Genomic DNA, 25,064 nt, shown 5'->3' with positions numbered 1-25,064 from the left:
AAGACGAGGGCCGCCTGTACGTGACCGACCTGCGCATGGGCCAGGAGCCCAGCTACACCTTCCGCTTCGACCTGGGCACCGAGGCCGAGCGCGCGAACGGCCCGCGCCCCTCTCGGCTGGACGGCATGCGCATCGACGTGGAGCAGGGCCTGGACTGGCTGTGGCGGCGCCTGTGGGGCGAGCGCCTGCCGCCGCCGGGCCTGGCAGCGCAGGACGGCTGAACGCCCGGGCCGGCGAGCGGCACCGGTGTTCGATACCGGTCGCCGCGATCAGCTCATCAGCAGCGCGATGGCGATGACCAGCACGCCGATGACGAGGTTAACCAGCACCCACAGACGGATCGAGGCCATCGCCGCACCGGCGGCCGGCCAGTCGCTGGCCGCCACGGCGCGCGACATCCGCTTGAACAGCGCGAAGCGGATGTGGCCGAAGATCGCGATCATCACGATGCCCAGCGTGGCCATGACGGTCCAGTCCAGCGGCATCGCGAAGTTCAGGCCGGCCTGCACCGACTCCTTCGCCACGCGGCCGATCATCCACAGGCCCGTGGCCAGCGCCAGCAGCGCCGCCACCAGCACACCTCTGAAGAAACGCTTCATCACGGCGTGCAGCAGGCGCAGGCGTTCGGGCGGCTCCAGCATCGTCACGGAAGGCCGCAGGCACAAGTGCGCGAACGCCATGCCACCGACCCAGAAGACGATGGCAAGCACATGGAGGAGTTTGAGGACGGCGTAGATCATGGGGGTGCACTATGCCTCACACGTCACACGTCCGCCGTCACCCCCGCCTGCCGTCGCTGCAGCCGGTAGGGCGGCAGCCCTTGCAGCATGCGCCGGCCATAACCCTGGCGCAGCAGCCGCGCGTCGTAGCAGACCACGGTGGCCTCGTCGGTTTCGGTGCGCAGCGCGCGGCCGGTCCACTGCAGCAATCGCGCGCCCGTGGCCGGCACCACGAGTTCGCTGAAGGGGTCGCGCCCCTGCGCCTTGAGCCATTCCGCGCGCGCCTGGCCCACCGGGTCGCTGGGCGAAGCGAAGGGCAGCTTGGTGATGAAGACCCATTCACAGAGTTCGCCCGGCAGGTCCAGGCCCTCGCCGAACGACTGCAGACCGAACAGGATGGAGACCTCCCCGTCGCCCACGCGCTGCGCGTGCCGCTTGAGCAGCACCGTGCGCGAGGCCTCGCCCTGCACCAGCACGCGCTCGCGCAGGCGCGCGTGTTCGCCGCGCTCCAGCAACTGCTGGGCCGATCGCATCTGCGCGCGCGAGGTGAACAGCACCAGCGCGCCGCGCTTCACCTCGCGCAGATCGCCCAGCAGCAGCTCCAGCATCTCGCGCGTGTAGCCGTCCACGTCCTTGGGGTCGGCGCGGGTTTGCACCACCACCAGGCGGCCCTGCTTCGCGTGGTCGAAGGGGCTCTGCACCTCGCGCGTGGCCACGGCCGCGTCCCAGGCCAGGCCGGCCTCATGCAGGAAGTGATCGAAGCCGCCGCAGGTGACGAGCGAGGCCGAGGTGACCACCGCGCCGCGCACCTGGCGCCACAGGTGGCTGTGCAGCAGGCTGCCGGGCTGCAGCGGGCAGGCGTGCGCGCTCATGGCCACCAGGCCACGCTCCACGCGCGCCTGCAGCCACTTGGCCTGCGGCGGCGCGCCCTCGCCGGCCGCCAGCAACCACTGGCTCGCGGTCTCGTGCAGGCTTTGCAGGCGCGGCGCGAAGCGGCCGATGCGCGCGTAGTGCTCGGCGCTGCGCGCGGCCTCGCCGGGGTTGTCGCGCGCGTTGGCGCGCAGTTGCGTGGCCAGGGCCTCGGCCAGCTTGAGCAGGCCCTGCGCGTGCGCCTGCAGGCTGCCCAGGGGCTCGGCCCAGCCCGGGGGCAACAGGCCGGCGTCGAAGCGGTGCACCAGCGGCGGCGCCTCCGCGGGCAGTTCGCGCACGGCCGGGCCCAGCAGGTCCATGCCCAGGCGCGCCAGCTCGCCCAGCGCGGCCTTGGCGGCGCGCGCGGACTCGGCCACGTCCAGGTTGTGTCGGTGCGAGATGGCTTTGGCCACCTCGTCGAAGGCCTTGGGCAGGGGGTCGAGCCAGCCGGGGCGCATCAGGTCCATCTGCGAGGTGAACTGGCCCTGCGCCACACCGGGGAGGTGGTGCGCCTCGTCGAGCACGAGGTAGCAGTCGGACGGGGCCGGCAGGGCGTGCAGGTCCAGTGTGGCGAGCAGCAGGTCGTGGTTGACCACGATCACCTGCGCCTGCGCGAGCCGGTTGCGCGCCTGGTAGTAGCTGCAGCTGTTGTAGGCCGGGCAGTGGCGCGCGGTGCAGGTGTGGCGCTCGGCCGCCACCGGCGCCCACAGCGCGGCGTCAGGCGGTTCGTCCAGGCGGTCGCGGTCGCCGTTCCAGTCGCCCTGGTCGAGCGCGATGGTCCATTGCGCGTACTGGCGCGCGCGCTGCGCCCAGTCGTCCTTCGCGGCGGCGCTGGCCGGGCTGGCGCTTTCCTCGCCGAACAGGTCCGCGTCCTGCGCACCGCCCTCGGCGAGCTGGTCGAGCTTGAGCCGGCAGACGTAGCGCCCCCGGCCCTTGGCCAGCGCGTAGGCGAAGGGTTGCGGCATCAGCGCGGCCAGGGCCGGCAGGTCCTTGTTGATGAGCTGTTCCTGCAGCGCCACGGTGGCGGTGCTGATGACCACGCGCCGCTGCTGCGCCAGCGCCAGCGGGATCACGGTGGCCGCATACGCCGCCGACTTGCCCACCCCCGTGCCGGCCTGCACCACGGCGATGCCCCGCTCGGGCGCACCCGCCTCGCCCGAGACGCTGTCGTCGCCCAGCTTCACGCCCGACAAGGTCTCGGCGATGAAGGCCGCCATCTCGCGCTGACCGGCGCGCGCCCGAAAGCCCGGCGCGCGCGCGACCACATGGTCGAAGGCGGCCAGCGCGATGGCCTCGCGCGCCAGCGCCCCTTGGGGCAGGTTCTCTTGGTCGTCGCGGGGCTCGGCATTCGTCATGGAGCCGGGCATTGTCACCGAGACCCGCGTTCACCCCAGGTTCATGCTGCAGTGCAACAATGGGGTATGGCGACGCCCGTTTCCCATCTTGCGAAAACTTCCCTCGGCCTCGCCCTGCAGGGCGGCGGCTCGCATGGCGCCTTCACCTGGGGCGTGCTGGACCGCCTGCTGGAAGAAAGGTCCCTGCGCCTCACCGGCATCAGCGGCACCAGCGCCGGGGCCATGAACGCGGTGGCGCTGGCCAGCGGCCTGATGGAAGGCGGGCGCGAAGGCGCGCGCGCCGCGCTGCGCCGGCTCTGGACGCGGGTGGGCGAGATCAACCCCTTCGGCGGCCTGGCGCACGCGCCCGGGGCGCCCTGGGTCGACCCCGACAGCCCCTGGGCCGCCCCCTGGCTGGAGCCCATCCGCTCCTACGCGCAGTGGCTCAGCACCCAGGCCTCGCCCTACCAGCTCAACCCGCTCAACCTCAACCCGCTGCGCGACATCCTGCGCGACACCATCGACTTCGACCGCGTGCGCGCCTGCCACCGCACGCAACTCTTCATCGCCGCCACGCGCGTGAAGACCGGCGAGCTGCGCATCTTCCGCCAGGACGAACTCTCGCCCGAGGTGGTCCTCGCCTCGGCCTGCCTGCCGCTGCTGTTCCAGGCGGTGGAGATCGACGGCGAGGCCTACTGGGACGGCGGCTACGCGGGCAACCCCTCGCTGCTGCCGCTGGTGCTGGAGAGCCCCGGCGACGACCTGCTGCTGGTGCAGATCAACCCCGCCCAGCGCGAGGAGCTGCCCGTGCGCGCCAACGAGATCCTCGACCGCATCAACGAGGTCACCTTCAACGCCAGCCTGCTCAAGGAGCTGCGCAACATCGTGTTGCTGAAGCAAGTACTGGCCGCCGAAGGCTGGGCCGCGCGGCGATTGCGCAGCCCGGTGTTCCGCCGCATCGCCGCGCTGCGGCTGCACCGGGTGGACGGCGGACCCGAGCTCGCGGCGCTGGGCGCGGGCAGCAAGACGCGCACCGACGCCGCCTTCCTGGAACGCCTGTTCCAGCAGGGCCGCGAGGCCGCGCAGGCCTGGCTCGAGCGGCACCGCGCCGATATCGGCGCGCGCAGCACGCTGGCGCTTGAACTGGACGCCGGCGGATTGAACTGAAGCGGTCCCGGGGTGCGCGCCAGGGGCGCGTGCCCCCCCGCCGGGGTAGCACGATGGGCAAAGTACTGCTAAGGTCTGCACCCCGTTACGTTCGGTCACACCGATGAGCGAGCACCCACCGCCCGCCGACACCGGCACACGCCTGCACGCGCTGGACAACCTGCGCGCGCTGCTCATGTGGCTGGGCATCGTGCTGCACGTCGAGGCCATCTATGCCATCCAGCGCCTGCCCAACGCCTGGCGCGACGAGCAGCGCACCCTGGTGGCCGACGTGATGGTGTCCTCCATCCACGCCTTTCGCATGCCGGCCTTCTTCATCCTGGGTGGCTTTTTCGCGGCGCTGCTGGTGCGCTCGCGCGGCCCCGAGGGCCTGCTGCGCCACCGCCTGATGCGCCTGGGCCTGCCCTTCGTGCTGTTCTGGCCCCTGCTGTGGCTGGCCTCGGGCGCGGCGGCGCTGCTGTTCATGAACCGCATGGTCCTCGATCAATGGGGACTGGACACCGACGTGGTGCCGCGCCTGCCCATCCTCGACAGCCCCAACACCATCCACCTGTGGTTCCTGTGGATGCTGCTGTGGTTCTGCGTGGCCACGGCCGCGCTGTGGCGTCTGCCGCGCGCCTGGTTCGCGCCGATGGAGTCGGCGCTGGCCTGGCTGGCGCGCCAGCCCTGGGGCTCCGCTGTGCTGGCCTTGCCGCTGCTGGCGGCCAGCGCGGCCTACCCGAACGGCATCCTCGCACCCGCCGGCGACTTCCTGCCCGAGTGGAACGAGTGGCTCTACCACGGCTGCTTCTTCGCCTTCGGCCTGATGCTGCACGGTCGGCAGACCGAGCTGTTCGCGCAGTTCCAGCGCCACTGGGCGGGCTATGCCGTGGCCGGCCTGGCCTGCTACCTCATCGCCACCGCGGTGAACCTGCGCCAGGGCCCGGTGCTGCTGACCGCCTATGCCTACCACTGCATCAGCTGGCTCTGGAGCTTCGCCGCCATCGGCCTGGCGCTGCGCCTGGTGCCCTCGCGCCACGCGGTGCTGGGCTACCTGTCCGACAGCGCCTACTGGGTCTACCTGCTGCACTACCCGCTCACCATCCTGTTCGGCGCCCTGCTGTTCGAGCAGCCGCTGTCCGCGCTGACCAAGATGGCCATCAACATCGCCGCCACCACGCTGGTCTGCCTGGGCAGCTACGAGCTCTTCGTGCGCCACGGCTGGATCAGCCAGTTGCTCAACGGCAAGCGCCACCCGCGGCGCGGGCGCCAGGCCAGCCGCGAGCACGGGGTGACCTGATCCATGCGCATCTCGGCCTGCGTCACCAACGGGCACGGCCAGCACCAGGTCGTCCTGCGCACGGCAGAGGCTGAACACACGCTGGCCGTCGCGCCCAAGGCCTCCGGCGCCGGCTCGGCCACCAACGGCGGCGAGTTCCTCATGCTCGCCCTGGCCACCTGCTACTGCAACGACCTGTACCGGGAAGCCGCGCGCCTGGGGCTGGCACTGGACAGCGTGGAGGTGCGCGCCGAGGCCGACTTCGACGGCATCGGGCTGGCGGCGCGCGACGTGCGCTACCAGGCCCGGGTACAGTCGCCAGCATCCCCGGACGCCATCGCGCGGCTGCTGCGCGAAACCGATGCGGTGGCCGAGGTGCACAACACGCTGCGGCAAGGCGTTCCGGTCCATTGGATCGACCCTCCGCCGCCACCGACATGACCCATCCGATCGAACACCAGGAAACCGGCAACACCGGCGCCTTCTACGTGCCGCAAAACGGCGAACGCATCGCCGAGATGACGTACAGCCGCACCAACCCCACGCTGATCATCATCGACCACACCCACGTCGATGAGCGCCTCAAGGGCCAGGGCGTGGGACGGCAGTTGCTGGACGCCCTGGTGGCCTGGGCACGCGAGACGAAGACCCGGGTCGTGGCGCTGTGCCCCTTCGCCAAGTCGCAGTTCGACAAGGACCCCTCGATCCGCGACGTGCTGGTCTGACGCCGCCCCCAGGGCCTTGATGGCCTGGCGCGCGAGCGGCCGCACCGGCCCGCTGGCGGGGGGTCATTTCAGCATCTCGCGCATGCGCCGGCGCAGCGCGCGTTCGCGGCGGTTCTCCTCGTGCCAGTCGTCGCGCACACCACGCCACAGCGCGATCGCCATGAGCACGATCACCAGCGCGAAAGGCACCGCGAACACGATGGTGGCCGTCTGCACCGCCTTCAAGCCACCCGCCAGCAGCAGCGAGATCGCGATGCCAGAGATCAGCGCGCCCCAGATGACCTTCACGCGCGCGGGCGGGTTCTCGTTGCCGCCGGTGCTCATCATGCTCAGCACCAAGGTGGCCGAGTCGCCCGAGGTGATGAAGAACACCACCACCAGCAGCGTGGCCACCACACTCATCACGGCGCCCAGCGGTAACGCGTCGAACATGGCGAACAGCGCGGTGGAGACGTCGGCGCTCACCGCATCGGACAGCGGGATGCCGCGCATCACCTCCAGCGTGAGCGCCGTGCCGCCAAACACCGAGAACCACAGGAAACCCGCCAGCGTGGGCGCCAGCACCGTGCCCAGCACAAATTCGCGGATGCTGCGTCCGCGCGACACGCGCGCGATGAACAGTCCCACGAATGGCGACCAGCTCACCCACCAGGCCCAGTAGAAGATGGTCCATCCGCCCACCCAGCCGCTGTCGCGAAACGGGGTCGTGCGCAGGCTCATGCGCACGAACTCGCTGACGTAGCTGCCCAGCGTGGTGGTGAAGGTGTCGATGATGGCCACCGTGGGGCCGAGCACGAAGATGCCGAGCGCCAGCAGCGCGGCCAGCATCAGGTTGGCATTGGACAGCCACTTGATGCCACGCCCGACGCCCGACACGGAGGACACCACGAACAGCACTGTGGTGACCACGATGATGCCCACCTGCCACGCCGGGTTCACCGGCAAGCCGGCCACCGCGGCCAGGCCGCTGTTGATCTGCAGGGCGCCCATGCCCAGCGAGGCCGCCACGCCGAAGGCCGTGGCGATGACGGCCAGCACGTTGACCACCGGCCCCAGTCGCTTGGCGAAACCCCACGGAAGCGATTCGACCGCCGTGCTGACGAGCGCCGAACCGCCCTTGCGGAACTGAAAGAAGGCGATGGCTAGCGCCACCACGCTGTACACGGCCCAGGGATGCAAGCCCCAATGGAAGAAGCTGTAGCGCATGGCGGCGTTGGCGGCCTCGGGCGTCTGCGATGCGATGCCCGGCGGCGGCGTACCGTAGTGCGAGACGGGTTCGGCCACGCCCCAGAACACCAGGCCGATGCCCATGCCGGCCGCGAACAGCATCGCGAACCAGGACATGAGGGAGAACTCGGGCTCTTCGTCCTCGCCTCCCAGCTTGAGATCGCCGTAGCGGCTGAAAGCCAGCACGAGGGCCAGGATCACCAGGCCCAGCACCACCCACAGATAGAACCAGCCGAAGTCGCGCGTGATGAAGGCCAGCAAAGTGTCGAACACCGAGGCCAGCGAGGCCGGCGAGATCACACCCCACAGCACGATGGCCAGGATCAGGCCGGCCGAGACGATGAGTTGCATGGTTCATTCCTCCAGTGCGAAGCGACACCATACACGCCGGCCCTCTGAAAAACTCTTTTCCACGCCCCCCCGCGCGGCGCTTCGACGCATTTCCGGCGGTCCAATCGCGGATCGGCCAACAGCGAACAAAGGAGTACCGGTGAAGGAGTTGCAAGACGCGCAGCGCCAGGGCGCGACGATGGAGGTGGACGTTCTCATCGCGGGCGCCGGCCCCTGCGGCCTGATGCTGGCCAACGAACTGGGCCTGCGCGGCATCCGCTGCCTGCTGGTGGACCCGAAGGCCACCACGGCCTTCAACCCGCAGGCCAATGCCACGCAGGCGCGCACCATGGAGCACTTCCGCCGCATCGGCATCGCCGACGAGATCCGCGCCCTGGGCCTGCCGGGCGACCACCCCACCGACATCGCCTACTTCACGCGCTTCGCCACGCACGAGCTGGCGCGGCTGCGCCTGCCCACCGCCGCGCAGGCCAGCGAACACGTGCGCGGCCTGCGCGGCGCCTGGAACGCGGCCGAGCTGCCGCACCGCGTGTCGCAGAAGTTCGTGGAGGCGGTGCTGCGCCAGCACGCCGAGGCGCGCACCGGCCGGCCCGTGGCTTTTGGCTGGAGGTTGGTGGACTTCGACCAGGACGCCGAGGGCGTGAACGCGCGCGTCGCGCCCGCCGATGGCGCGGGCCCGGCGGTGAAGGTGCGCGCGCGCTACCTGGTGGGCGCCGATGGCGCGCGCAGCGTGGTGCGGCAATCGCTGGGCATCGCCTATGGCGGCGCCACCGGCGTGCAGCGCGAATTCATGGGAGGCCGCATGTTCGCGGTCTACCTGCGCGCCCCCACGTTCTACGAGCGGCTGCCTCACGACATCGCCTGGATGTACGTCAGCGTGAACCACGAGCGGCGCGTCTTCATGGCCTCGGTGGACGGCCAGGGCGAGTTCGCCTTCCACGCCGCCGTGCACGCGCACGAGGACCCGGCGGGCTGGACACATGAGGACGCGAAGCGCCTCTTCGCGCAGGCCAGCGGCATGGACATCCCCATCGAGGTGCTCTCCACCGGCACCTGGATCGCGGGCCACTCGCTGGTGGCCGATCGCTACCAGCAGGGCCGCGTGTTCCTGGCCGGCGACGCGGTGCACCTGTTCACGCCCACGGGCGGGCTGGGCTACAACACCGCGGTGGGCGACGCGGTGAACCTGGGGTGGAAGCTGGCGTCGGTGCTCAAGGGGCTGTCGGCCCCGTCGCTGCTCGACAGCTACGAGACCGAGCGCCGACCCATCGGCCTGCGCAACACGAACTACGCGCGCGGCTTCGCCGATTCCATCGGTCTCTTCCAGACCACCGCGGCGCTGGAAGCCGAAGGCACCGAAGGTGAGGCGCTGCGCGAACAGGCCAGCGGGGTGCTCAACGAACACGTGCGGCGCGAGTTCAACATCCCGGGCGTGACGTTTGGCGAGCGCTACGACGGCTCGCCCATCGTCGTGAGCGACCCCGCGCGCGTGCCGCCCGACGCGGCCAACCACTACGAGGCCTCGAACAACCCCGGCGGCCGCCTGCCGCACGCCTGGCTCGGCGGCGAGCGCTCGCTGTTCGACGAACTGGGTTTCGAATGGACCGTGCTGGCGCCGCAGGCCATGCGCGACGCCGCACAGGCGCTGGCCGACGCGGGTGCGGCTGCCGGCTTGAGCGTGACGCTGCGCCTGGGCGACGAACCCGAGGTGCGCGAGGCCCTGGGCGAGGCGCTGCTCCTGGTGCGGCCGGACCAGGTCATTGCCTGGCGCGGCGAACGCGCCCCCGACCCGGCCATGCTGTGGCGCCGGGTGGCCTGCACGCGCTGAGCCCCGCGGCGCGAGGGCCTTGGGCCCGGCACCCCATCGTGGCACGATCGGGCACCGTCCCCCACGCAGCCCCGGATCACCATGACCCTGCTCTACTTCATCGGCGGCCTGGCTGGCCTCATCCTCGGCGCCAACCTGCTGGTGCGCGGCGCGTCCCGGCTGGCGCTGTCCGCCGGGATATCGCCGCTGGTGGTGGGCCTGACCATCGTGGCCTTCGGCACCAGTTCCCCCGAGCTCGCGGTGTCGATCGGTGCGGTGGCCGCCGGTCAGACCGACATCGCCATCGGCAATGTGGTGGGCAGCAACGTCCTAAACGTGCTGCTGATCCTGGGCATCTCCGCGCTCATCACGCCCCTGGTGGTGCATCTGCAGCTCATACGCCAGGAGGTGCCCATCATGATCGGCGCGGGCCTGCTGCTCGTGGTGTTCGCCGTTGACGGGCAGGTGCGCTGGTACGAGGCGGCCATGCTCACCGCGGCGATGGTGGCTTACACGGTGTTCCTGGTGTGGCAATCGCGCCGCGAGAGCCGCGACGCCCAAGGCGACTATGAGGCCGAGATACAGGCGGCCGCGCCCGGCGCCTGGGACGCGAAGCTGCCGGCGCAGATCGCGCTCATCGTCGCGGGCCTGGTGCTGCTGGTGATGGGCGCCGAAGGCCTGGTGCGCGCGGCGGTCGTGTTTGCGCAGTACCTGGGCCTGTCCGAGGTCGTGATCGGTCTGACGGTGGTCGCCCTGGGCACGTCCATGCCCGAGGTCGCCACCTCGCTGGCGGCCGCGCTCAAGGGCGAGCGCGACCTGGCGGTGGGCAACGTGGTGGGCAGCAACACCTTCAACATCCTGGGCTGCCTGGGGATCTCGGGCCTGGTGGCCGGCGGTGCGGGCTTGCAGGTGCCACCGGCCGTGATGGCCTTCGACCTGTGGGTGATGCTGGCCGTCTCGCTGGCCTGCCTCCCGGTGTTCATGACCGGCCGGGAGATCGCGCGCTGGGAGGGCACGGTGTTCGTGGGCTACTACCTGGCCTACGTGACCTACCTCATCCTCGCCGCGCAGGACCACGCCGCCCTGGGCGCCTACTCCATCGCCATGCTCAGCTTCGTGTTGCCCCTCACCGTGATCACGCTGGTGGCGCTGATGCTGCGGCACACGCCGCGGCCCTGATCCGCTGCGCCTCAGGTATGGGGCAGGCGCCCGCGATCGCGCCAGTCGTCCCACACCGGCACCAGCGCCACCACCGTGAGCAGCACCGCCAGCGGCACCGTGAAGCCGTAGCCCAGGCGCTTGAAGCCGTAGGCGCCCACCACGCCGCCGCCCACGAAAGCGGCCAGCAGGCCAGCCAGCACGCGCATGCGGTCGCGGTCGGCTCGCACCACGGGCAAGCCTCCCTTCACCCGGTTCCAGTACAGCAGCTTGCCCAGCTCGATGCCCAGGTCGGTCACCACGCCGGTCATGTGCGTGGTGCGGATGACCGCGTTCGAGAGCTTGGTCACCACCGCGTTCTGCAGGCCCATGATGAAACACAGCAGCACCACCGTGGCCGGGATCAGCAGGCCCTCGAAGCGCGCGAGCCAGGCGCCCATCAGGCCGAAGCACAGGATCAGCAGGGCTTCCAGCAGCAGCGGCAGCGCGTACTCGCTGGCCAGTTGACGCCGCCGCGCGAAGTTGACCATCACCGCGCAGCACATGGCGCCCAGCAGGAAGGCCAGCACCGCCGCCAGCGCCGACACCACCAGCTCACCCTCGCCCAGCACCAGGTGATCGGCCACCGAGGAGACCAGTCCCGTCACATGCGAGGTGTACTGCCGCACGGCGAGAAAGCCGCCGGCGTTGATGGCGCCTGCCACGAAGGCCAGCAGCAGGCCCACCTGCCGGTTGGCCGCCAGCGTGCGCTCATGGCCGACGAGGAATCGCGCGTATTGAATGGGCATGCGTGGCTCGGTGTTCAGGGTTCGTCGTCGGGGTTGTCGCGGGCCAGCGGCGGGTCATCGCCGAGCAGCCGGTCCGCCGAGGATTGCACCGCGTCCACGATCCGGTCCAGCGCCCGGCGTTCGTCGGGCGTGAGCTCGGCCACCAGTGCCTGGTTGATCGCGGCGATGCGGGGAAAGATGTCGTCGTGCACCCGCCGCCCGTCCTCGCTCAGGAAGACCTGCACCTCGCGGCGGTCGTGCGGCTTGGGCCGGCGCTCGATCAGGCGCTTGCCCGCCAGCGAGGTGAGCGTGCGCGAGGTGCGCGCGCGGTCGAGCATCGCTCGCTCGGCCAGCTCGGACGACAGCACCCCCTCGTTCTCCGCCAGGAAGGACAACACGCGCCATTCGCGCCGCGTCATGCCGTGCCGCGCCTCGCACATCTGCACCACCTTCCGTCCGGCCGTGATGTGGATGCGGTACAGGCGGTAAAGCAGGAATTCGGCCTGGCGCTCGGGCTGCAGCAGGCGGTCCGGGGGGTGTGTCATGACGGCCCTAGGGTAATCCCGTAGAACGGTTGATTTCTGCAATCCATTGTGAATGCCTAGCATGGCCGGCTCCAAGCGGGCCCACCCGCGCGCCAGACGACAACACCACCCGGAGACACACCATGCCCCTCACCCGCCGACTGCTCCACGCCAGCCTGCTCGCCGCCCTCACCCTGGGCGGCCTCGCCATGGCGCAGGACAAGACCCCGCTGAAGATCGTGGTGGGCTTTCCGCCCGGTGGCTCGGCCGACACCCTGGCGCGCCTGATCGGCGAGAACCTGCGCGAGCAGTACGCGCCCATCGTGGTGGAGAACAAACCCGGCGCGGGCGGGCGCATCGCCCTCAACCAGGTCAAGCGCGCCGAGCCCGACGGCCAGACCGTGATCGTGCTGCCCAGCGGTCCCATGGTGCTGTTCCCGCACGTCTACAAGAAGCTCGACTACGACGCGGTGAAGGACTTCAGCCCGGTCTCGCTGATCGCCAACTTCCAGTTCGGCGTGGTGGCCGGCCCCGCCAGCAAGGCCAGGACCGTGGGCGAGATGGTGCAGGCCGCCAAGGCGCAGCCGGGCGTGGCCTCGTACGGCACGCCGGGCCTGGGCACGCTGCCGCACTTCATGGGCGTGCTGTTCGAGCAGCAGGTCGGTGCCAAGCTGAACCACGTGCCCTTCCAGGGCGGCGGCCCGGCCAACACCGCGCTGCTGGGCGGGCACATCGACTACAAGTTCGACGTCGTCTCCGAGACCGCCGAGCTGCACCGCACGAACAAGGTGCGCATCCTGGCCGTGACGGGCGCGCAGCGCGACCCGCAGGTGCCCGAGGTGCCCACGCTCAAGGAAAGCGGCATCGACATGGTGGCCACCGCCTGGTTCGCCATGTACGGCCCCGCGAACATGAACCCCGCCGCGCGCGACCGCCTCTCCAAGGCCGTGGCCGCCGCGGTGAAGGCGCCCGCCCTGCGCGAGCGCCTGCTCGGCCTGGGCTACGAGCCCGTGGGCTCCTCGCCCGCCGAACTGGCCGCCGCGCAGGCGGCCGACCTCAAGCGCTGGGAGGCCCCGATCAAGGCCACCGGCATCCAGCTCGACTGAGCCCTCTTTCTCTGCATCCAAGGAGTTGTTCTTCATGACCGCACGACGCGCCTTCCTGGGCCTGGCCCTCGCCGCCGCCTTCGCCACCCCCGCCCTGCACGCGCAGGGCACCTGGCCCACACAGACCGTGCGCTTCGTGAACAACTTCCCCGCTGGCGGCCCCTCGGACATCCTCGCGCGCTCGGTCTCGCAGGTGCTGCAGGAGCAGTTCAAGCAGAGCTTCGTGGTGGACAACAAGCCCGGCGCGGCCGGCAACATCGGCGCGGCCGACGCCGCCAAGGCCGCGGGCGACGGCAACACCCTGCTGTTCGGCATCGACACCACCTTCACCATCAACCCGCACCTCTACCCCAACCAGGGCTTCAAGCAGGCGGACCTCAAGCCGGTGATCGTCATGGCCTCATCGGGCCTGCTGATCGGTGTGAACCCCTCCACCGGCCTGAAGACCTTGCAGCAACTGGTGGACCAGAGCAAGTCCAAGACCTTCAACTTCAGCTCGGCCGGCAGCGGCAGCCCGGGCCACCTCGCGGTGGAGGTGTTCGCCGAGGCCACCCGGCACAAGCTCAGCCACATCCCCTACCGCGGCAACACGCCGGCCGTCACGGCCGTGCTCTCGGGCGAGGTGGACGGCGGCACGCTGGCCACGCCGGGCATGCTGCCGCACGTCAAGGCCGGCAAGATCACCGCGCTGGCCGTCACCAGCCGCCAGCGCTCGGCGCTCGCGCCCGAGATCCCCACCGTGGGCGAGCTGGGCCTCAAGGGCCTGGAGCAGGAGGTGCTCTACGTGGTGATGGCGCCGGCCGCCACGCCCGATGCGCTGGTGCAGCAGATCGCCAAGGCCATCGCCGACGCGCTGCAGCGCCCCGACGTGAAGTCGCGCCTGAGCGGCCTGGACCTGTTCTACGAAGGCCTCAGCGGCGCCGCGGCCAGCAAGCGCCTGGCCGAGCTGAACGCGCGCTACGGCGCCATCGTCAAGGCCACCGGCATGAAAGTGGAATGATCCCGGCATGAACCGCCCCAACATCCTCTACATCGTCTGCGACGACCTCGGCTACGCCGACCTGGGCTGCTACGGCGGCCGCGAGGCCGGCTTCGGCCCCGTCTCCCCGAACATCGACGCGCTGGCCGCCGGTGGTCTGAAGTTCACCGAGGGCTATTCCAATTCGCCCGTGTGTTCGCCCACGCGCTTCGCGCTGATGACCATGCGCTACCAGTACCGCCTGCGCGGCGCGGCCGAGGAGCCCATCAACAGCAAGGCGCGCAAGAGCCAGACCCTGGGCCTGCCGCCCGAGCACCCCACCCTGCCCTCGCTGCTGCGGGCCCGCGGCTACCGCACCGCGCTCATCGGCAAATGGCACCTGGGCTACCCGCCGGCCTTCGGGCCGCTGCGCTCGGGCTACGAAGAGTTCTTCGGTCCCATGGCCGGCGGCGTGGACTACTTCACCCACTGCGCCAGCACCGGCGACCACGACCTCTGGTTCGGCGAAGAGGAAAAGGCCGAGGAGGGCTACCTCACCGACCTGCTGAGCCGCCGCGCCGTGGACTACGTGGACCGCATGGCCGAGGGTGCCAAGGCCGGCACGCCCTTCATGCTGAGCCTGCACTACACCGCGCCGCACTGGCCCTGGGAAACGCGCGACGACGCCCACGTGGCGCCGGACGTGGCGAAGAACCTGTTCCACCTGCACGGCGGCAACGTGGAGAGCTACCGCCGCATGATCCACCACATGGACGAAGGCATCGGCTGGATCATGGACGCGCTCAAGCGCCATGGCCTGGCCGACAACACCATCGTCGTCTTCACCAGCGACAACGGCGGCGAGCGCTTCTCCGACAACTGGCCCCTGGTGGGCGGCAAGATGGACCTCACCGAGGGCGGCATCCGCGTGCCCTGGATCGTGCACTGGCCCGCGCAGGTGCCGGCCGGCGGCAGCACCGCGCAGCACGGCATGAGCATGGACTTCTCGCGCACCCTGCTCGATGCGGCCGGCGTGGCGCCGGCCGACACGCACGCGCCCGACGGCGTCTCGCTGCTGCCCGTGTGGCGCGATGCGAGCCAGCGCATCGAGCGCCCCATGCACTGGCGCATGAACCACCGCGGCCAGCGCGCGCTGCGCGAGGGCGACTGGAAGTACCTGCGCGTGGACGGCCACGACTACCTCTTCAACATCGCCCGCGACGCGCGCGAGCGCGCCAACCTGGCGCCACGCGAGCCCGAGCGCCTGGCGGCGATGCGCGAGCGCTGGGAGGCCTGGAACGCCAGCATGCCCGCCATCCCCGAGGACGCGACGGTGAGCCTGGGCTATTCCTACAAGGACATGCCGCAGCGCTGAGCCTGGCGGGCGCGCCGACGCGCCCGCTACGATCGCCCCCATGACCCGCTGGCAACGCCTGTTCCCCTTCCTGCGCTGGCCACGCCCGGACGCGGCCCTGCTGCGCAACGAGGCCCTCGCCGGCCTCACCGTGGGCCTCATGGTCATCCCCCAGGGCGTGGCCTACGCCGCGCTCGCCGGCATGCCCCTGGTCACGGGCATCTACGCCGCGCTGCTGCCCGCGCTCATCGCCGTGCTGTTCTCCGCTTCGCCGCGCCTGTCGGTGGGGCCCACGGCGCTCACCTGCCTGCTGGTGAGTGCGTCCCTCACGCCACTGGCCACACCGGGCAGCGCCGAGTGGGTGCAGCTCGCGGTGTGGCTGGCGCTGCTGTCGGGCGCGTTGCAGGTGCTGCTGGGCGCGGTGCGCTACGGCTGGCTGCTCAACCTCGTCAACTCACCCGTGCTCATGGCCTTCACCCAAGCCGCGGCGGTGCTGATCATCGCCTCGCAACTGCCCGCGCTCACCGGCTTCGGCAGCATGGCTGCGTTGCTCTCGGGCCAGGACTGGCACTGGCAAGCCTTCGCGTTCGGCATCGGCGCGCTGGCGCTGCTGGTCGGCGCCCGCCGGCTCAAGCCGGGCTTTCCTTCGGTGCTGGTGCTGGTGCTCGTCAGCGCGGGCCTGAGCCGCCTGCTCGGCTTCGAATCGGCCGGCGGCCCGGTCATCGGCACGCTGCCGCAAGGCCTGCCCGCGTTCTTCGTGCCCGGCTGGCCGGGCTGGGAAACGCTGGGTTCGCTCGTGCTGCCCACGCTGATGATCACGCTGGTGAGCTTCCTGGAAACGGCCAGCAGCGCCAAGGTGGACAGCGGCCAGCGCGGCGCGCGCTGGGACCAGGACCAGGACCTCATCGGCCAGGGCCTGGCCAAGCTCGCCTCGGGCTTCACGGGCGCCATGCCCACCAGTTCCTCGTTCTCGCGCTCGGCGCTCAACCTGTACGCGGGCGCGAAGACCGCCTGGGCCACGGTGTTCTCGGTGGCGGTGGTGCTGCTGGCGCTGCTGCTGGCCATGCCCCTGCTGCACCACGTGCCGCTGGCGGTGCTGGCGGCCATCGTGGTGCTGCCGGTCTGGGGCCTCATCAAGCCGCGCGCCTTCGTGCACCTGTGGCGCGTCTCGCGCGTGGAGGCGCTGATCGCCGCCGCCACCTTCGCCATCACCCTGCTGGCCGCGCCGCGCCTGTACTGGGGCGTGCTCGCGGGCGTGGTGATGGCGCTCACGCTCTTTCTCTACCTGCGCCTGCACCCGCGCATCATCGAAGTGGGCCTGCACCCGGACGGCAGCCTGCGCGACCGCCACCTGTGGCAACTGCCGCCGCTGGCGCCGCGCCTGTACGCGCTGCGCATGGACGCGGCGCTGGACTTCGCCACCGCGAACGGCCTGGAACGCGCCGTGGCCGACCACCTGCAGGACCACCCCGGCACCGCGCACGTCATGCTGGTCGCCCACCCCATCAACTGGATCGACGCCACCGGCGCCGAGGCCTTCGGCCGCCTGCGCGAGCAACTCGACGACCGCCGCGTGCACCTGCACCTGGTGGGCGTGAAGCTGCCGGTGGAGCGCGTGCTGCGCACCGCCGGGCATTTGCCCGAGAGCGAGCGCCTGCACCTCTACCGCACCGAGGCCGAGGCACTGCAGGCGATCGCCCAGGGCATCGGCGCCGCCCCGGCCGGCGAACCGGTGAACTGAACGCCGCCCTCGGGGCGCGGCGCTGATCGTCGGCCAGCACATCGGCACGGCCACGAACTCGGCGCAGGGAGCCGTGCGAGACCGGCTGAGCGCGGGCCTTCTCAATGACCCGGGTTCTCGGGTTCGGCTGGCGGCAGCAACTTCTGCAAGGCGTCCCGCAGCGTGTCGTCTACGGTGTCCGCCATCGCGGCTTTCACCCACTCGCGCCGCTCGTCTTCACCAACCCCTGGCCAGGTGGCCCAGGCTTGCCACAAGGGCAGATTCCGGTGCGTCGTCGGCGTCAGCAGTCGCTTCAGGAGCTCGCGCGCACCACCCCTGCTGACCTCCAGACTATCCAGGATCGCCCCCGGCTTGAACAACGCCAGGACCACGTCATACCGGTGCGGACGTGGCGCATCCATGGGCTTGCGGGTCCTGTCTGCCAACAAACTGAGCAGACTCGCACGCAGCATCGACCCATGGGCCTCCATGCCTGGCACATGCGCGGCATGTTTGATGGCCAAGGCCAAGGCCAAGGGCATTGCCTCGTCCAGCATCCCAAAAATCATCTCCTTCAGCGCCTCGCTCACGTCCTCCGGGCTCATGCCGGTCGTGGTGCCTCGCACCAGACACAGACAGGGCTTGAGCAGCGAATGTCGCGCCAGGGAAGGACGGGTCTCAAGCAAGTCGTCGATCCGGCGCGTGCGCTCACCGTCCCCCCGCACAAGGGCCGCCAGTTCCAGCAACAAATTCTTCTGGTGGGAGGTGGCCATGTGGGGAAGCGCCCCCATCAGGGCATCAAGCAATCGCTTGAAAGCCCAATCGTCGGGCGCCACCCAGTACTGGTAGGCCAACCCCAGCAGATAACGAGGCGCTGCCTCCAGCGCCATCCTCTCGGTCAGGTCACGGCAAACCCCATAACGCTCCAGGTCAGACTCGACCGAGGCCAGCATGGACTCGAATGCACTCAGCACGGCATCACGGCTTTGAGCCGCGAGCAGCTTGACCGATACCCACTCGCGCAGGGGCGGATTGGACAGGACGAGTGGCAGATAAGGGGCCAGCTGGTTCCAGATCGACGGACCCCAGACGGACAACTGCCAAGCCAGTACCTCGTCCAAGCGCGTGTGCTCCGCCAGAGGGCGGATCTGCTCGCGCGCCTCGACGCGCCGGGCAACCAGGCGCTCGAATTCCCTACCGAGCCGGGCCGCCCCGGACTTGCGCAAATGAAACCGCATGAGCGTGCTCAGCCGTTTGTTCACACCCGCCAGACCACGGTATGCCAGGTACTCGGCGCTCGCCACGGCAAGCCGTCCGACCTGCCGTTGAAGAGGGTCTCGATCAGGGTCCAGGTGGCCCACCACGATGTTGATGACGTCATCCGGCATGGCGCCAAGATTGAGTTGGCGGGACCGCCATTCACCCAGGGCCTGGTTGTAGGCCTTGTTCGCCGCAGGAAACGCCTGCGCAAGCTTTCCCACGTCCGCGACACCCGCCAACAATGCCCTGGCGACGTCCAGCGCCAGGTCGGGGGTCCGCTCGATCCACAGCACCAGCGCGGCGTCGGCCTCTTCGATCCAGGGGGCGGGCGGTGCCCACTCCGGCAGGTCCCGCACATGTTTCACCAGCGCGCGGCAGCAAAGGTCCATCGCCCGCGCCAGGTTGTGGGGCTCCGTCTTGAATGCCTGCACCACCCCCTGGGCCAGCCGCTCAAGCAGCGCCGGCTGCGCTTCGAGAACCGGCGGTGTCAGGCACCGCAGCAAGGGCTCGAGGTCGGCCAGGGCGCCAAGTCCATCGATTCGCAGGCCGGCTTCTGCCACCAAGGCCTCCATGGCGCCCGAAGCCTCGCGCTTCCGGATGCGGGTCTCGCATTCCGTCGTGCGGCGCTCCTTTCGTGTCGTGCTGTCCGAAGGTTCTCGAAGAAGACGGCGCATACCGGTTCCCATGCGAAAGAGCCCTGGGTCGCCGCAGTCGCCGCGGCCGTTCCTTCGCCCGCATGGCCGTCACAGGTCCGTCAGACCGTCTGGTGCCGCGCCGCGTCCGGTTCGGGCCCTGCACCACCCCGCAGGCCGGACTGGGCGACCGCCCCCTCAGGCGGCGCTGCCGTTGCGCACGCCCTCGTCCAGCAGCAGCAGCAGCGCGCCGCTGAAGTCCAGGTTGTCGATGGCCGTCGCCAAGGCTTGCACGCGCTCGACACCCAGGCGGATCTCCAGCGCGGCGCGGCAGGCCTCGAAGGTCTCGACACCGTCCAGGTCCTGCGCCTGCAATTGCTCGGCCAGGCGCTCGATGCGCGCAGCGGACGCACGGGCCTCGGCCTCGGTGACGGGCGCCACCTCCACTGGCGAACGCCGTGCGACGCCTTCGTCGGGTGCGGCGGCCCGCAAGGCGTCGAAGGCGGTGCGGACGGCGGCCAGCGCGGGTCCGGCAGGCGCGGGGTCGGCGTCCGGCTCCAGCGCCGACTCCAGCGCGGTGGCTGCGCGGGCCAGGGCCTGCGCCCCCAGCACACCGGCGCTGCCGCGCAGGCGGTGGGCGCGGGCGCGCCAGGCCACGCGGGCCGTTGTGTCCCAACCAACCGTGGCATCGGCTGACAAGGCCACCCAATCGCCATGTTCCGCCAGCAGACGCGCAAGCAGGCGCTGGAACAGCACGTGGTCGCCGCCGAGCTGGCGTCGCGCGGCCTTGACGTCGATGCCGTCGATGGACGGCCAGCCCGCCGGCAGCGCGCCTGGCGGAGGCGGCGGCGGGACCGGCCGCGGCGCGGCGGCAAGCACGGCAAGCGGCGCGGGCGCCGTGGCCGCACCGCGCGCCGACGCGGCGCGGCGCACCGCTTCGATCAGTTCCTCGGGGTCGATCGGCTTGGCCAGGAAGTTGGTGAAGCCCGCCTGCAGCGCGCGGCGGCGCTCGTCCGCCAGCGCGCCGGCCGTCAGCGCGATCACCGGCAGGTCCACCAGGCGCAGCTCGTGGCGGATGCGGTCGGTGGCCTCCAGCCCGTCCATCACCGGCATCTGCACGTCCATGAGCACGACGTCGAAGGCGGCCGGCGAGGCGCGCAACCAGCCCAGGGCCTGCTCGCCGTCGCCGCAGGTCTGCACGCGCGCGCCCTGGCGCTCCAGCATGCGCCGCGCGATGTCCAGGTTGATCTCGCTGTCGTCCACCAGCAGCACGGCCAGGCCCGCCAGGCCATGGGAGTCGCTGGACGCCGGTGCCGGCGCGGGCAAGGGCAGGTCCGAGGCCTGCGCCGGGTGCAGCGCCACGCGCAGCCAGAACTCGCTGCCCCGGCCGGGTTCGCTGTTCAGGCCCACCTCACCGCCCATGAGTTCGACCAGGCGGCGCACGATGGACAGGCCCAGGCCCGTGCCGCCGAAGCGCCGCGTGGTGGTTTCATCGGCCTGGGTGAAGGGCTGGAAGAGCCGCGCCTGCACCTCGGGTGATATGCCGATGCCGCTGTCGCGCACGCTCAGGCGCAACTGCGGGTCGCCCTCGCCCGGCAGCACCTCGGCGCTGATGACGACGCCGCCCTGCTGCGTGAACTTGAGCGCGTTGCCCACCAGGTTGACCAGCACCTGGCGCAGCCGCGCGGCATCACCCCTCACGTAGGGTGGCACGTCCTCGGGCACGCGCAGCGAGAGCGTCAGGCCCTTCTCGCGCGCCGGCAGCGCATACACCGACTCCACCTCGCGCAACAGACCGCACAGCGCGAAGGGGTCGTCGGCCAGGCGCATCTCGCCGGCCTCGATCTTGGCCAGGTCGAGCACGTCATTGACGATGCCCAGCAGCGAACGGCCCGCCGTCTGCGCGCTGTTGAGCAACTGGCGCTGCCCGGCGTCCAGCGGCGTGTCGGCCAGCAGGTGGGCCACGCCCAGCACGGCATTGAGCGGGGTGCGGATCTCATGGCTCATGTTGGCCAGGAAGGCGCTCTTGCTCTGGCTGGCGGCCTCGGCCGCGCGCGTGGCTTCGCGCAGGCTCTGCTCGATGGCCTTGCTCGCGCTGATGTCCTGCGCGGTGCCGTACATCCATTCCGGTTCACCGTCGGCGGTGCGCGTCTGCAACTGGCCGCGGTCGAGCACCCAGATCCAGTGGCCATCGGCGTGGCGCATGCGCACCTCGCACTCGTAGAACGACAGCTCGCCCTCGATGTGGCGCCGCAGGCGCTGGCGCGCCAGGGCCAGATCCTCCGGGTGCACGTGGTCCACCCAGGCCCGCACATTGGTGGGCCGCAGCTCGTCGTAGTCGTGGCCCAGCATCTCGGCCCAGCGCTCGTTGAACCGCGCCTCGCGGGTCTGGACGTTCCATTCCCAGGTGCCGGCGTTGGTGCCGGACAGGATGCTCTCCAGGCGCAAGCGCTCGGTGGCTTGCAGCGCCAGCGCCGTCTCCAGATCGCGGCGGTTGCGGTTGCGCTCGGTCACGTCGTCGACGATGGCGTACCAGCCATGCACCACGCCGTGGCGCGAGTCCGGCAGGTAGTTCAGGCGCAGCTCGCGCGGCTCGCCCGTGGCGGGGTTGGCAACGGACACCTCGAACACCTGCTGGCGGCCGTCCAGCACGGCCTCGATCCGTGGCTTCAGGCGCTCGTAGATCGCCTCTCCCACGGCCTCGCGCACGCTGGCGCCGGCCAGCGAGCCACCACGGGGCCGATGCCAGCGCAGGTTGGCGCGGTTGGCCACCCGGTTGATCTGGCCGGCGTCCCAGTAGCTGATCATGGACGGCACGGCGTCCAGCACCGTGCGCTGGAAGCGCTCGGCGTCCTCCAGCCAGCGCGTGCGCTCGGCGACCCGCTCTTCCAGGTGGGCGTTGAGTTCGGCGCTCAGCCGGTGGCGGCGGCGCAGGTTCAGCCAGAGCCACTGCAGCGCGGCGACCAGCAGGGTGCCCAGCGCCCCGACCCAGGCCACCAGGGCCGGGCGCGGCAGATTGAACTGGGCGGCGAACGAGGGCCGGGCCTCCGTGTGGATGGCCCAGGAGCGGCCGAAGGGCACCCGCAGAAGCGCCTGCGCCGGGGCGCCGGCCTGCGGCGCCTCCCCCAGCGCCACCGTGCTGAAGAACGGTTCGGCCAGTTCGGGCTCGGTGATATCGGTGAGCGTGAGCGCGACGTGCTTCTCCTGCAAGGCCAGGCTTTCGATCACCTCGGCGAACACGAGCGGCGAATAGACCCAGCCATAGGCCGCCGCGTCGCGGGCCTGCGGGGTGTCCAGGGGCATGCCACGGCGAAACACCGGCAGCATCACGACGAAGGCGGGCGCCCCGGGAGCCTGCACCAGCGCGGTCGGGCGCGTCATCAGGGGCCGGTTGCGCCGCACCGCCTCGGTGGCCATGGCGCGGCGGCCTGGCTCGGGCGCGATATCCAGGCCCACGGCCTGGTGGTTGCGCTCCAGCGGCTCCACCAGCTCGACCACGATGCGTTCGCCCGCGTTCGGCTGGCGGCTGTGGATCGGCGCGTCCGCCACGCCCAGTCGCTGGCGCAATGGCCGGTAGGCCGCTTCGCCGCCAGCCGGCACGCGGCGCATGAAGCCGAAACCGCGCACACCGGGGTACTCGCGCTCGAGGTCCCGCGATTGCATGTAGGCGCGAAAGTCCGCCGCGCTGAGCCCGTACTCGCCGGCCTGCTGGGCCACGCCGCGCGCCGCGCGCAGGCCGTGTTCGACGATCTCGAAGCGGTGGGCGATGTCGTCGGCCAACTCGCGCGACTGCAGCTCGAACCGGGCCTGCACATAGGCTTCGTTGGCCTGCTCACGGTGCTCGACGGCCACGACCGTCAGCAGGCCACCGCACAACAGCGTGGCGGTCACCCACAGCCAGGAACGGGAGTCGACGCGCCAGATCTGCATGGGGGCTCAGAGCTTGAAGACGCGCACGGTCTCGGTGACGGTGGCGGCCTGCGCCGCCAGCGAAGCGGCGGAAGCGGACAGTTGTTCGACCATGGCCGCATTCTGCTGCGTCAGGCTGTCCAGCTGGGCCACGGCCGCATTCACCTGGATCACGCCCTGGGATTGTTCGTGGGAGGCGGCGCTGATCTCGGCCACCAGCGCGCTCACGCGGCCGATGCTGCCGGCGCTGTCCTGCACGGTCACGCGCGTCTCACCCACCAGTTGCGCGCCGGCCTGCACCTGCTGCTGAGCGGCCTGGATCAGCGACTTGATCTCTTTCGCCGATTCGCGCGCGCGGGCCGCGAGCGAGCGCACCTCGCCCGCCACCACGGCAAACCCGCGACCATGCTCGCCGGCACGCGCGGCCTCCACCGCCGCGTTGAGCGCCAGCAGGTTGGTCTGGAAGGAAATGCCGTCGATCACGCCCACGATCTCGGTGATGCGCTCGCTGGCGGACTGGATGTCGGCCATGCGCCGCGCCACCGCCTCGATGGCTTCGCCGCCGCGTTCGGCCTGGCCGCGCGCCTCGCGCGCCAGCTCGGCCGCGCGACCGGCGGAATCGGCGTTGGCCTTGATGGTGGCCGTCATCTGCTCGAGCGAGGCCGCCGTCTGCTGCAGGTTGCCGGCCTGCGCCTCGGTGCGCGAACTCAGGTCGGCGCTGCCCGCGCTGATCTCGCGGGTGGCGTGGTGCATGCCCTCGACCTGTGTGCGCACGTCGCTCACCACGGCCTGGAGGTTCACGTTGAGCTGGGACAGGCCACGGTGGATGCGCCCGATCAGGCCGCCCGCGCGGTCGGCGCGGCGCGTGGCCAGGTCGCCGGCGGCGAGCCGGTTGGCCGATTGCAGGATGCGGCCCAGCGGCTGGTCGCCCCGGCGCTGCAGCCAGGCCCCCGCCAGCAGCGCGGCCACGCTGGTGATGCCGATGGCCCCGGCGTGGCTGGGCACATAGGCGCCCAGCAGCGCGCCGGCCGCGCCCATGGCCAGCAGCGAGAGCACGGTGCGCTGCCCGAACGCCCAGCGCGCCGCTCGGCCCAGGCGCGCCAGCGGCGAGCGGTGCTGCAACTCGCCGGCGGACAGCACGTGCAGCGCGCGCCCGGCCGCGGCCTCCTCGCGCATGCGGGCGTACAGCGCCTCGGCCGCCTGCACCTGCTCGCGCGTGGGCTTGGTGCGCACCGACATGAAGCCCGTGGTGCGTCCGCCGTCGATCACCGGCGTCACGTTGGCCAGCACCCAGTAGTGGTCACCGTTCTTGCGCCGGTTCTTCACCAGGCCCGACCAGGGGTGGCCGCCCTGGATGGTGGCCCACATGTCGCGGAAGGCTTCCTGCGGCATGTCCGGGTGGCGAATCATGTTGTGCGGCTGGCCGATCAGTTCCTCGCGCTCGTAGCCGCTGACCTCGACGAACGAGGGGTTGCAATAGACGATGCGGCTCTTGAGGTCGGTGGTGGAAACCAGGGTCTGGCCGTCCTGCATGGGGTGCTCGCGCTGGGTGACGGGTCCGTTGTTGCGCATGGGGGCCTCCAAGGGATTTCAGGACTTTCGGCTGGAAAACGACAAGCTTGTGTCAGGAAAGCCTGATTCCGACGGCCGGGAGGCCACCGGGGCGCCACGCAGCCTCAGGCGGCGCGCGGCAGGGGTTCGGTCTCGGCGGGCGGGCGGCTGTCGAACAGCGGGGCGCGCGGCAGTTGCACCAGGTGGCGCCGGACCCACCAGCGCAGCACGCGCGGCAGTTCCGACCAGTGCCACAGGCTGGGCTGGGCGCGCGGGCCCTCGACGGGTGGGTCGTCGAAGGCAAAGACCTCGAGATCGGCGCGCCAGCGCGCCAACTGGCTCACCAAGGCACGGCCGCCCGCTCGATCGAGCCGGGCGTCGACGACCACCAGCACGGACGGATGCAGCAAGGCAATGCGCAGCGCGTCGATCGGGTCGGCCGTCCAGCGCACGCGGGCCGCCACGGGCCAGGACGCCACCTCGGCGCGCACGTCCTCCAGGATCTGGCCGCGCGGGCACACCGCGAGCACCACCAGAGCGTCGTCCTGCGGCGGGGGCAAGGTCGGGTTGCGCATGTCGATCTCCAGGTTCATGGCGACCGATGGTGCGCGCCGCGGCGCGGCGGCGC

The 25,064-nt window shown here is 70.9% G+C and carries 19 protein-coding genes and 1 pseudogene; 11 read left to right on the top strand and 9 right to left on the bottom strand.

The window, feature by feature from the left end:
* Nucleotides 1-221 (top strand): annotated as a pseudogene (locus VLG41_RS17945) (metal-dependent hydrolase); the annotation flags it as partial.
* Between the two features lie 48 nt (nucleotides 222-269).
* Here VLG41_RS17945 and VLG41_RS17940 read toward each other — a convergent pair.
* Complete coding sequence (locus VLG41_RS17940) at nucleotides 270-740, bottom strand: CopD family protein (protein ID WP_325350755.1); 471 nt, start codon at nucleotides 738-740, stop codon at nucleotides 270-272.
* Between the two features lie 23 nt (nucleotides 741-763).
* Nucleotides 764-2,983, bottom strand: coding sequence for an ATP-dependent DNA helicase DinG (dinG, locus tag VLG41_RS17935; RefSeq protein WP_325350754.1), 2,220 nt, complete (start codon nucleotides 2,981-2,983; stop codon nucleotides 764-766).
* Between the two features lie 66 nt (nucleotides 2,984-3,049).
* Here dinG and VLG41_RS17930 point away from each other — a divergent pair, with 66 nt between their 5' ends.
* The 4 genes from VLG41_RS17930 (at nucleotide 3,050) to VLG41_RS17915 (ending at nucleotide 6,112) form a co-directional block, all read left to right on the top strand.
* Nucleotides 3,050-4,129 (top strand): patatin-like phospholipase family protein, encoded by a 1,080-nt coding sequence (locus VLG41_RS17930; RefSeq protein WP_325350753.1) that lies wholly within the window; start codon nucleotides 3,050-3,052, stop codon nucleotides 4,127-4,129.
* A 103-nt stretch (nucleotides 4,130-4,232) separates the two neighbouring features.
* Nucleotides 4,233-5,408 carry an acyltransferase family protein gene (locus tag VLG41_RS17925; protein WP_325350752.1) on the top strand — a complete coding sequence of 392 codons (1,176 nt, stop codon included), beginning with the start codon at nucleotides 4,233-4,235 and terminating at the stop codon, nucleotides 5,406-5,408.
* A 3-nt stretch (nucleotides 5,409-5,411) separates the two neighbouring features.
* Nucleotides 5,412-5,828 (top strand): OsmC family protein, encoded by a 417-nt coding sequence (locus VLG41_RS17920; protein WP_325350751.1) that lies wholly within the window; start codon nucleotides 5,412-5,414, stop codon nucleotides 5,826-5,828.
* On the top strand, nucleotides 5,825-6,112 hold the full coding sequence (locus VLG41_RS17915; RefSeq protein WP_325350750.1) for a GNAT family N-acetyltransferase: 288 nt from the start codon (nucleotides 5,825-5,827) through the stop codon (nucleotides 6,110-6,112). The genes VLG41_RS17920 and VLG41_RS17915 overlap by 4 nt, the downstream gene beginning before the upstream one ends.
* Before the next feature lie 63 nt (nucleotides 6,113-6,175).
* Here VLG41_RS17915 and VLG41_RS17910 read toward each other — a convergent pair whose 3' ends face one another.
* Nucleotides 6,176-7,690 (bottom strand): BCCT family transporter, encoded by a 1,515-nt coding sequence (locus VLG41_RS17910; RefSeq protein ID WP_325350749.1) that lies wholly within the window; start codon nucleotides 7,688-7,690, stop codon nucleotides 6,176-6,178.
* 139 nt (nucleotides 7,691-7,829) lie between these two features.
* Here VLG41_RS17910 and VLG41_RS17905 point away from each other — a divergent pair, with 139 nt between their 5' ends.
* Both VLG41_RS17905 and VLG41_RS17900 read left to right on the top strand, forming a co-directional pair.
* A complete protein-coding gene (locus VLG41_RS17905; RefSeq protein WP_325350748.1) occupies nucleotides 7,830-9,518 on the top strand; it encodes an FAD-dependent oxidoreductase in 1,689 nt (562 codons plus the stop codon).
* 81 nt (nucleotides 9,519-9,599) lie between these two features.
* The gene (locus VLG41_RS17900) at nucleotides 9,600-10,676 is read left to right on the top strand and encodes a calcium/sodium antiporter (RefSeq protein ID WP_325350747.1); all 1,077 of its coding nucleotides are present in this window, start codon (nucleotides 9,600-9,602) and stop codon (nucleotides 10,674-10,676) included.
* Between the two features lie 11 nt (nucleotides 10,677-10,687).
* Here VLG41_RS17900 and VLG41_RS17895 read toward each other — a convergent pair whose 3' ends face one another.
* Nucleotides 10,688-11,443, bottom strand: a complete 756-nt coding sequence (locus VLG41_RS17895) for a YoaK family protein (protein ID WP_325350746.1) — start codon at nucleotides 11,441-11,443, stop codon at nucleotides 10,688-10,690.
* A gap of 14 nt (nucleotides 11,444-11,457) precedes the next feature.
* Complete coding sequence (locus VLG41_RS17890; RefSeq protein ID WP_325350745.1) at nucleotides 11,458-11,967, bottom strand: MarR family transcriptional regulator; 510 nt, start codon at nucleotides 11,965-11,967, stop codon at nucleotides 11,458-11,460.
* A 122-nt stretch (nucleotides 11,968-12,089) separates the two neighbouring features.
* Between VLG41_RS17890 and VLG41_RS17885 the strand changes: the two genes are divergently transcribed.
* Genes VLG41_RS17885 through VLG41_RS17870 form a run of 4 tightly spaced genes read left to right on the top strand, consistent with a single transcriptional unit; the run spans nucleotide 12,090 to nucleotide 17,105 of the window.
* Complete coding sequence (locus VLG41_RS17885; RefSeq protein ID WP_325350744.1) at nucleotides 12,090-13,052, top strand: Bug family tripartite tricarboxylate transporter substrate binding protein; 963 nt, start codon at nucleotides 12,090-12,092, stop codon at nucleotides 13,050-13,052.
* Nucleotides 13,053-13,086: 34 nt separating this feature from the next.
* Nucleotides 13,087-14,052: a tripartite tricarboxylate transporter substrate binding protein gene (locus VLG41_RS17880; RefSeq protein ID WP_325350743.1), complete on the top strand. Its 966-nt coding sequence runs from the start codon at nucleotides 13,087-13,089 to the stop codon at nucleotides 14,050-14,052.
* 7 nt (nucleotides 14,053-14,059) lie between these two features.
* Nucleotides 14,060-15,385, top strand: coding sequence for a sulfatase family protein (locus VLG41_RS17875; protein ID WP_325350742.1), 1,326 nt, complete (start codon nucleotides 14,060-14,062; stop codon nucleotides 15,383-15,385).
* A gap of 40 nt (nucleotides 15,386-15,425) precedes the next feature.
* Nucleotides 15,426-17,105, top strand: a complete 1,680-nt coding sequence (locus VLG41_RS17870) for a SulP family inorganic anion transporter (RefSeq protein ID WP_325350741.1) — start codon at nucleotides 15,426-15,428, stop codon at nucleotides 17,103-17,105.
* Nucleotides 17,106-17,206: 101 nt separating this feature from the next.
* On the opposite strand, the gene VLG41_RS17865 is transcribed toward VLG41_RS17870, so the two are convergent.
* From VLG41_RS17865 to VLG41_RS17850, 4 genes are all read right to left on the bottom strand, one after another.
* Nucleotides 17,207-19,018: a hypothetical protein gene (locus VLG41_RS17865; RefSeq protein WP_325350740.1), complete on the bottom strand. Its 1,812-nt coding sequence runs from the start codon at nucleotides 19,016-19,018 to the stop codon at nucleotides 17,207-17,209.
* 156 nt (nucleotides 19,019-19,174) lie between these two features.
* Nucleotides 19,175-22,906, bottom strand: coding sequence for a CHASE domain-containing protein (locus VLG41_RS17860; RefSeq protein ID WP_325350739.1), 3,732 nt, complete (start codon nucleotides 22,904-22,906; stop codon nucleotides 19,175-19,177).
* A gap of 6 nt (nucleotides 22,907-22,912) precedes the next feature.
* Entirely contained in the window at nucleotides 22,913-24,457 is a 1,545-nt protein-coding gene (locus VLG41_RS17855) for a methyl-accepting chemotaxis protein (RefSeq protein ID WP_325350738.1), read from the bottom strand.
* Nucleotides 24,458-24,561: 104 nt separating this feature from the next.
* A complete protein-coding gene (locus VLG41_RS17850) occupies nucleotides 24,562-25,029 on the bottom strand; it encodes a hypothetical protein (RefSeq protein WP_325350737.1) in 468 nt (155 codons plus the stop codon).
* Nucleotides 25,030-25,064 lie beyond the last annotated feature (35 nt).

It is taken from the genome of Hydrogenophaga sp. (genome assembly GCF_035481345.1).
Lineage (GTDB): Bacteria > Pseudomonadota > Gammaproteobacteria > Burkholderiales > Burkholderiaceae_C > Hydrogenophaga.
Note: the sequence above shows the minus strand (reverse complement) of the source record. Positions and strands in the feature narration are given on the sequence as shown.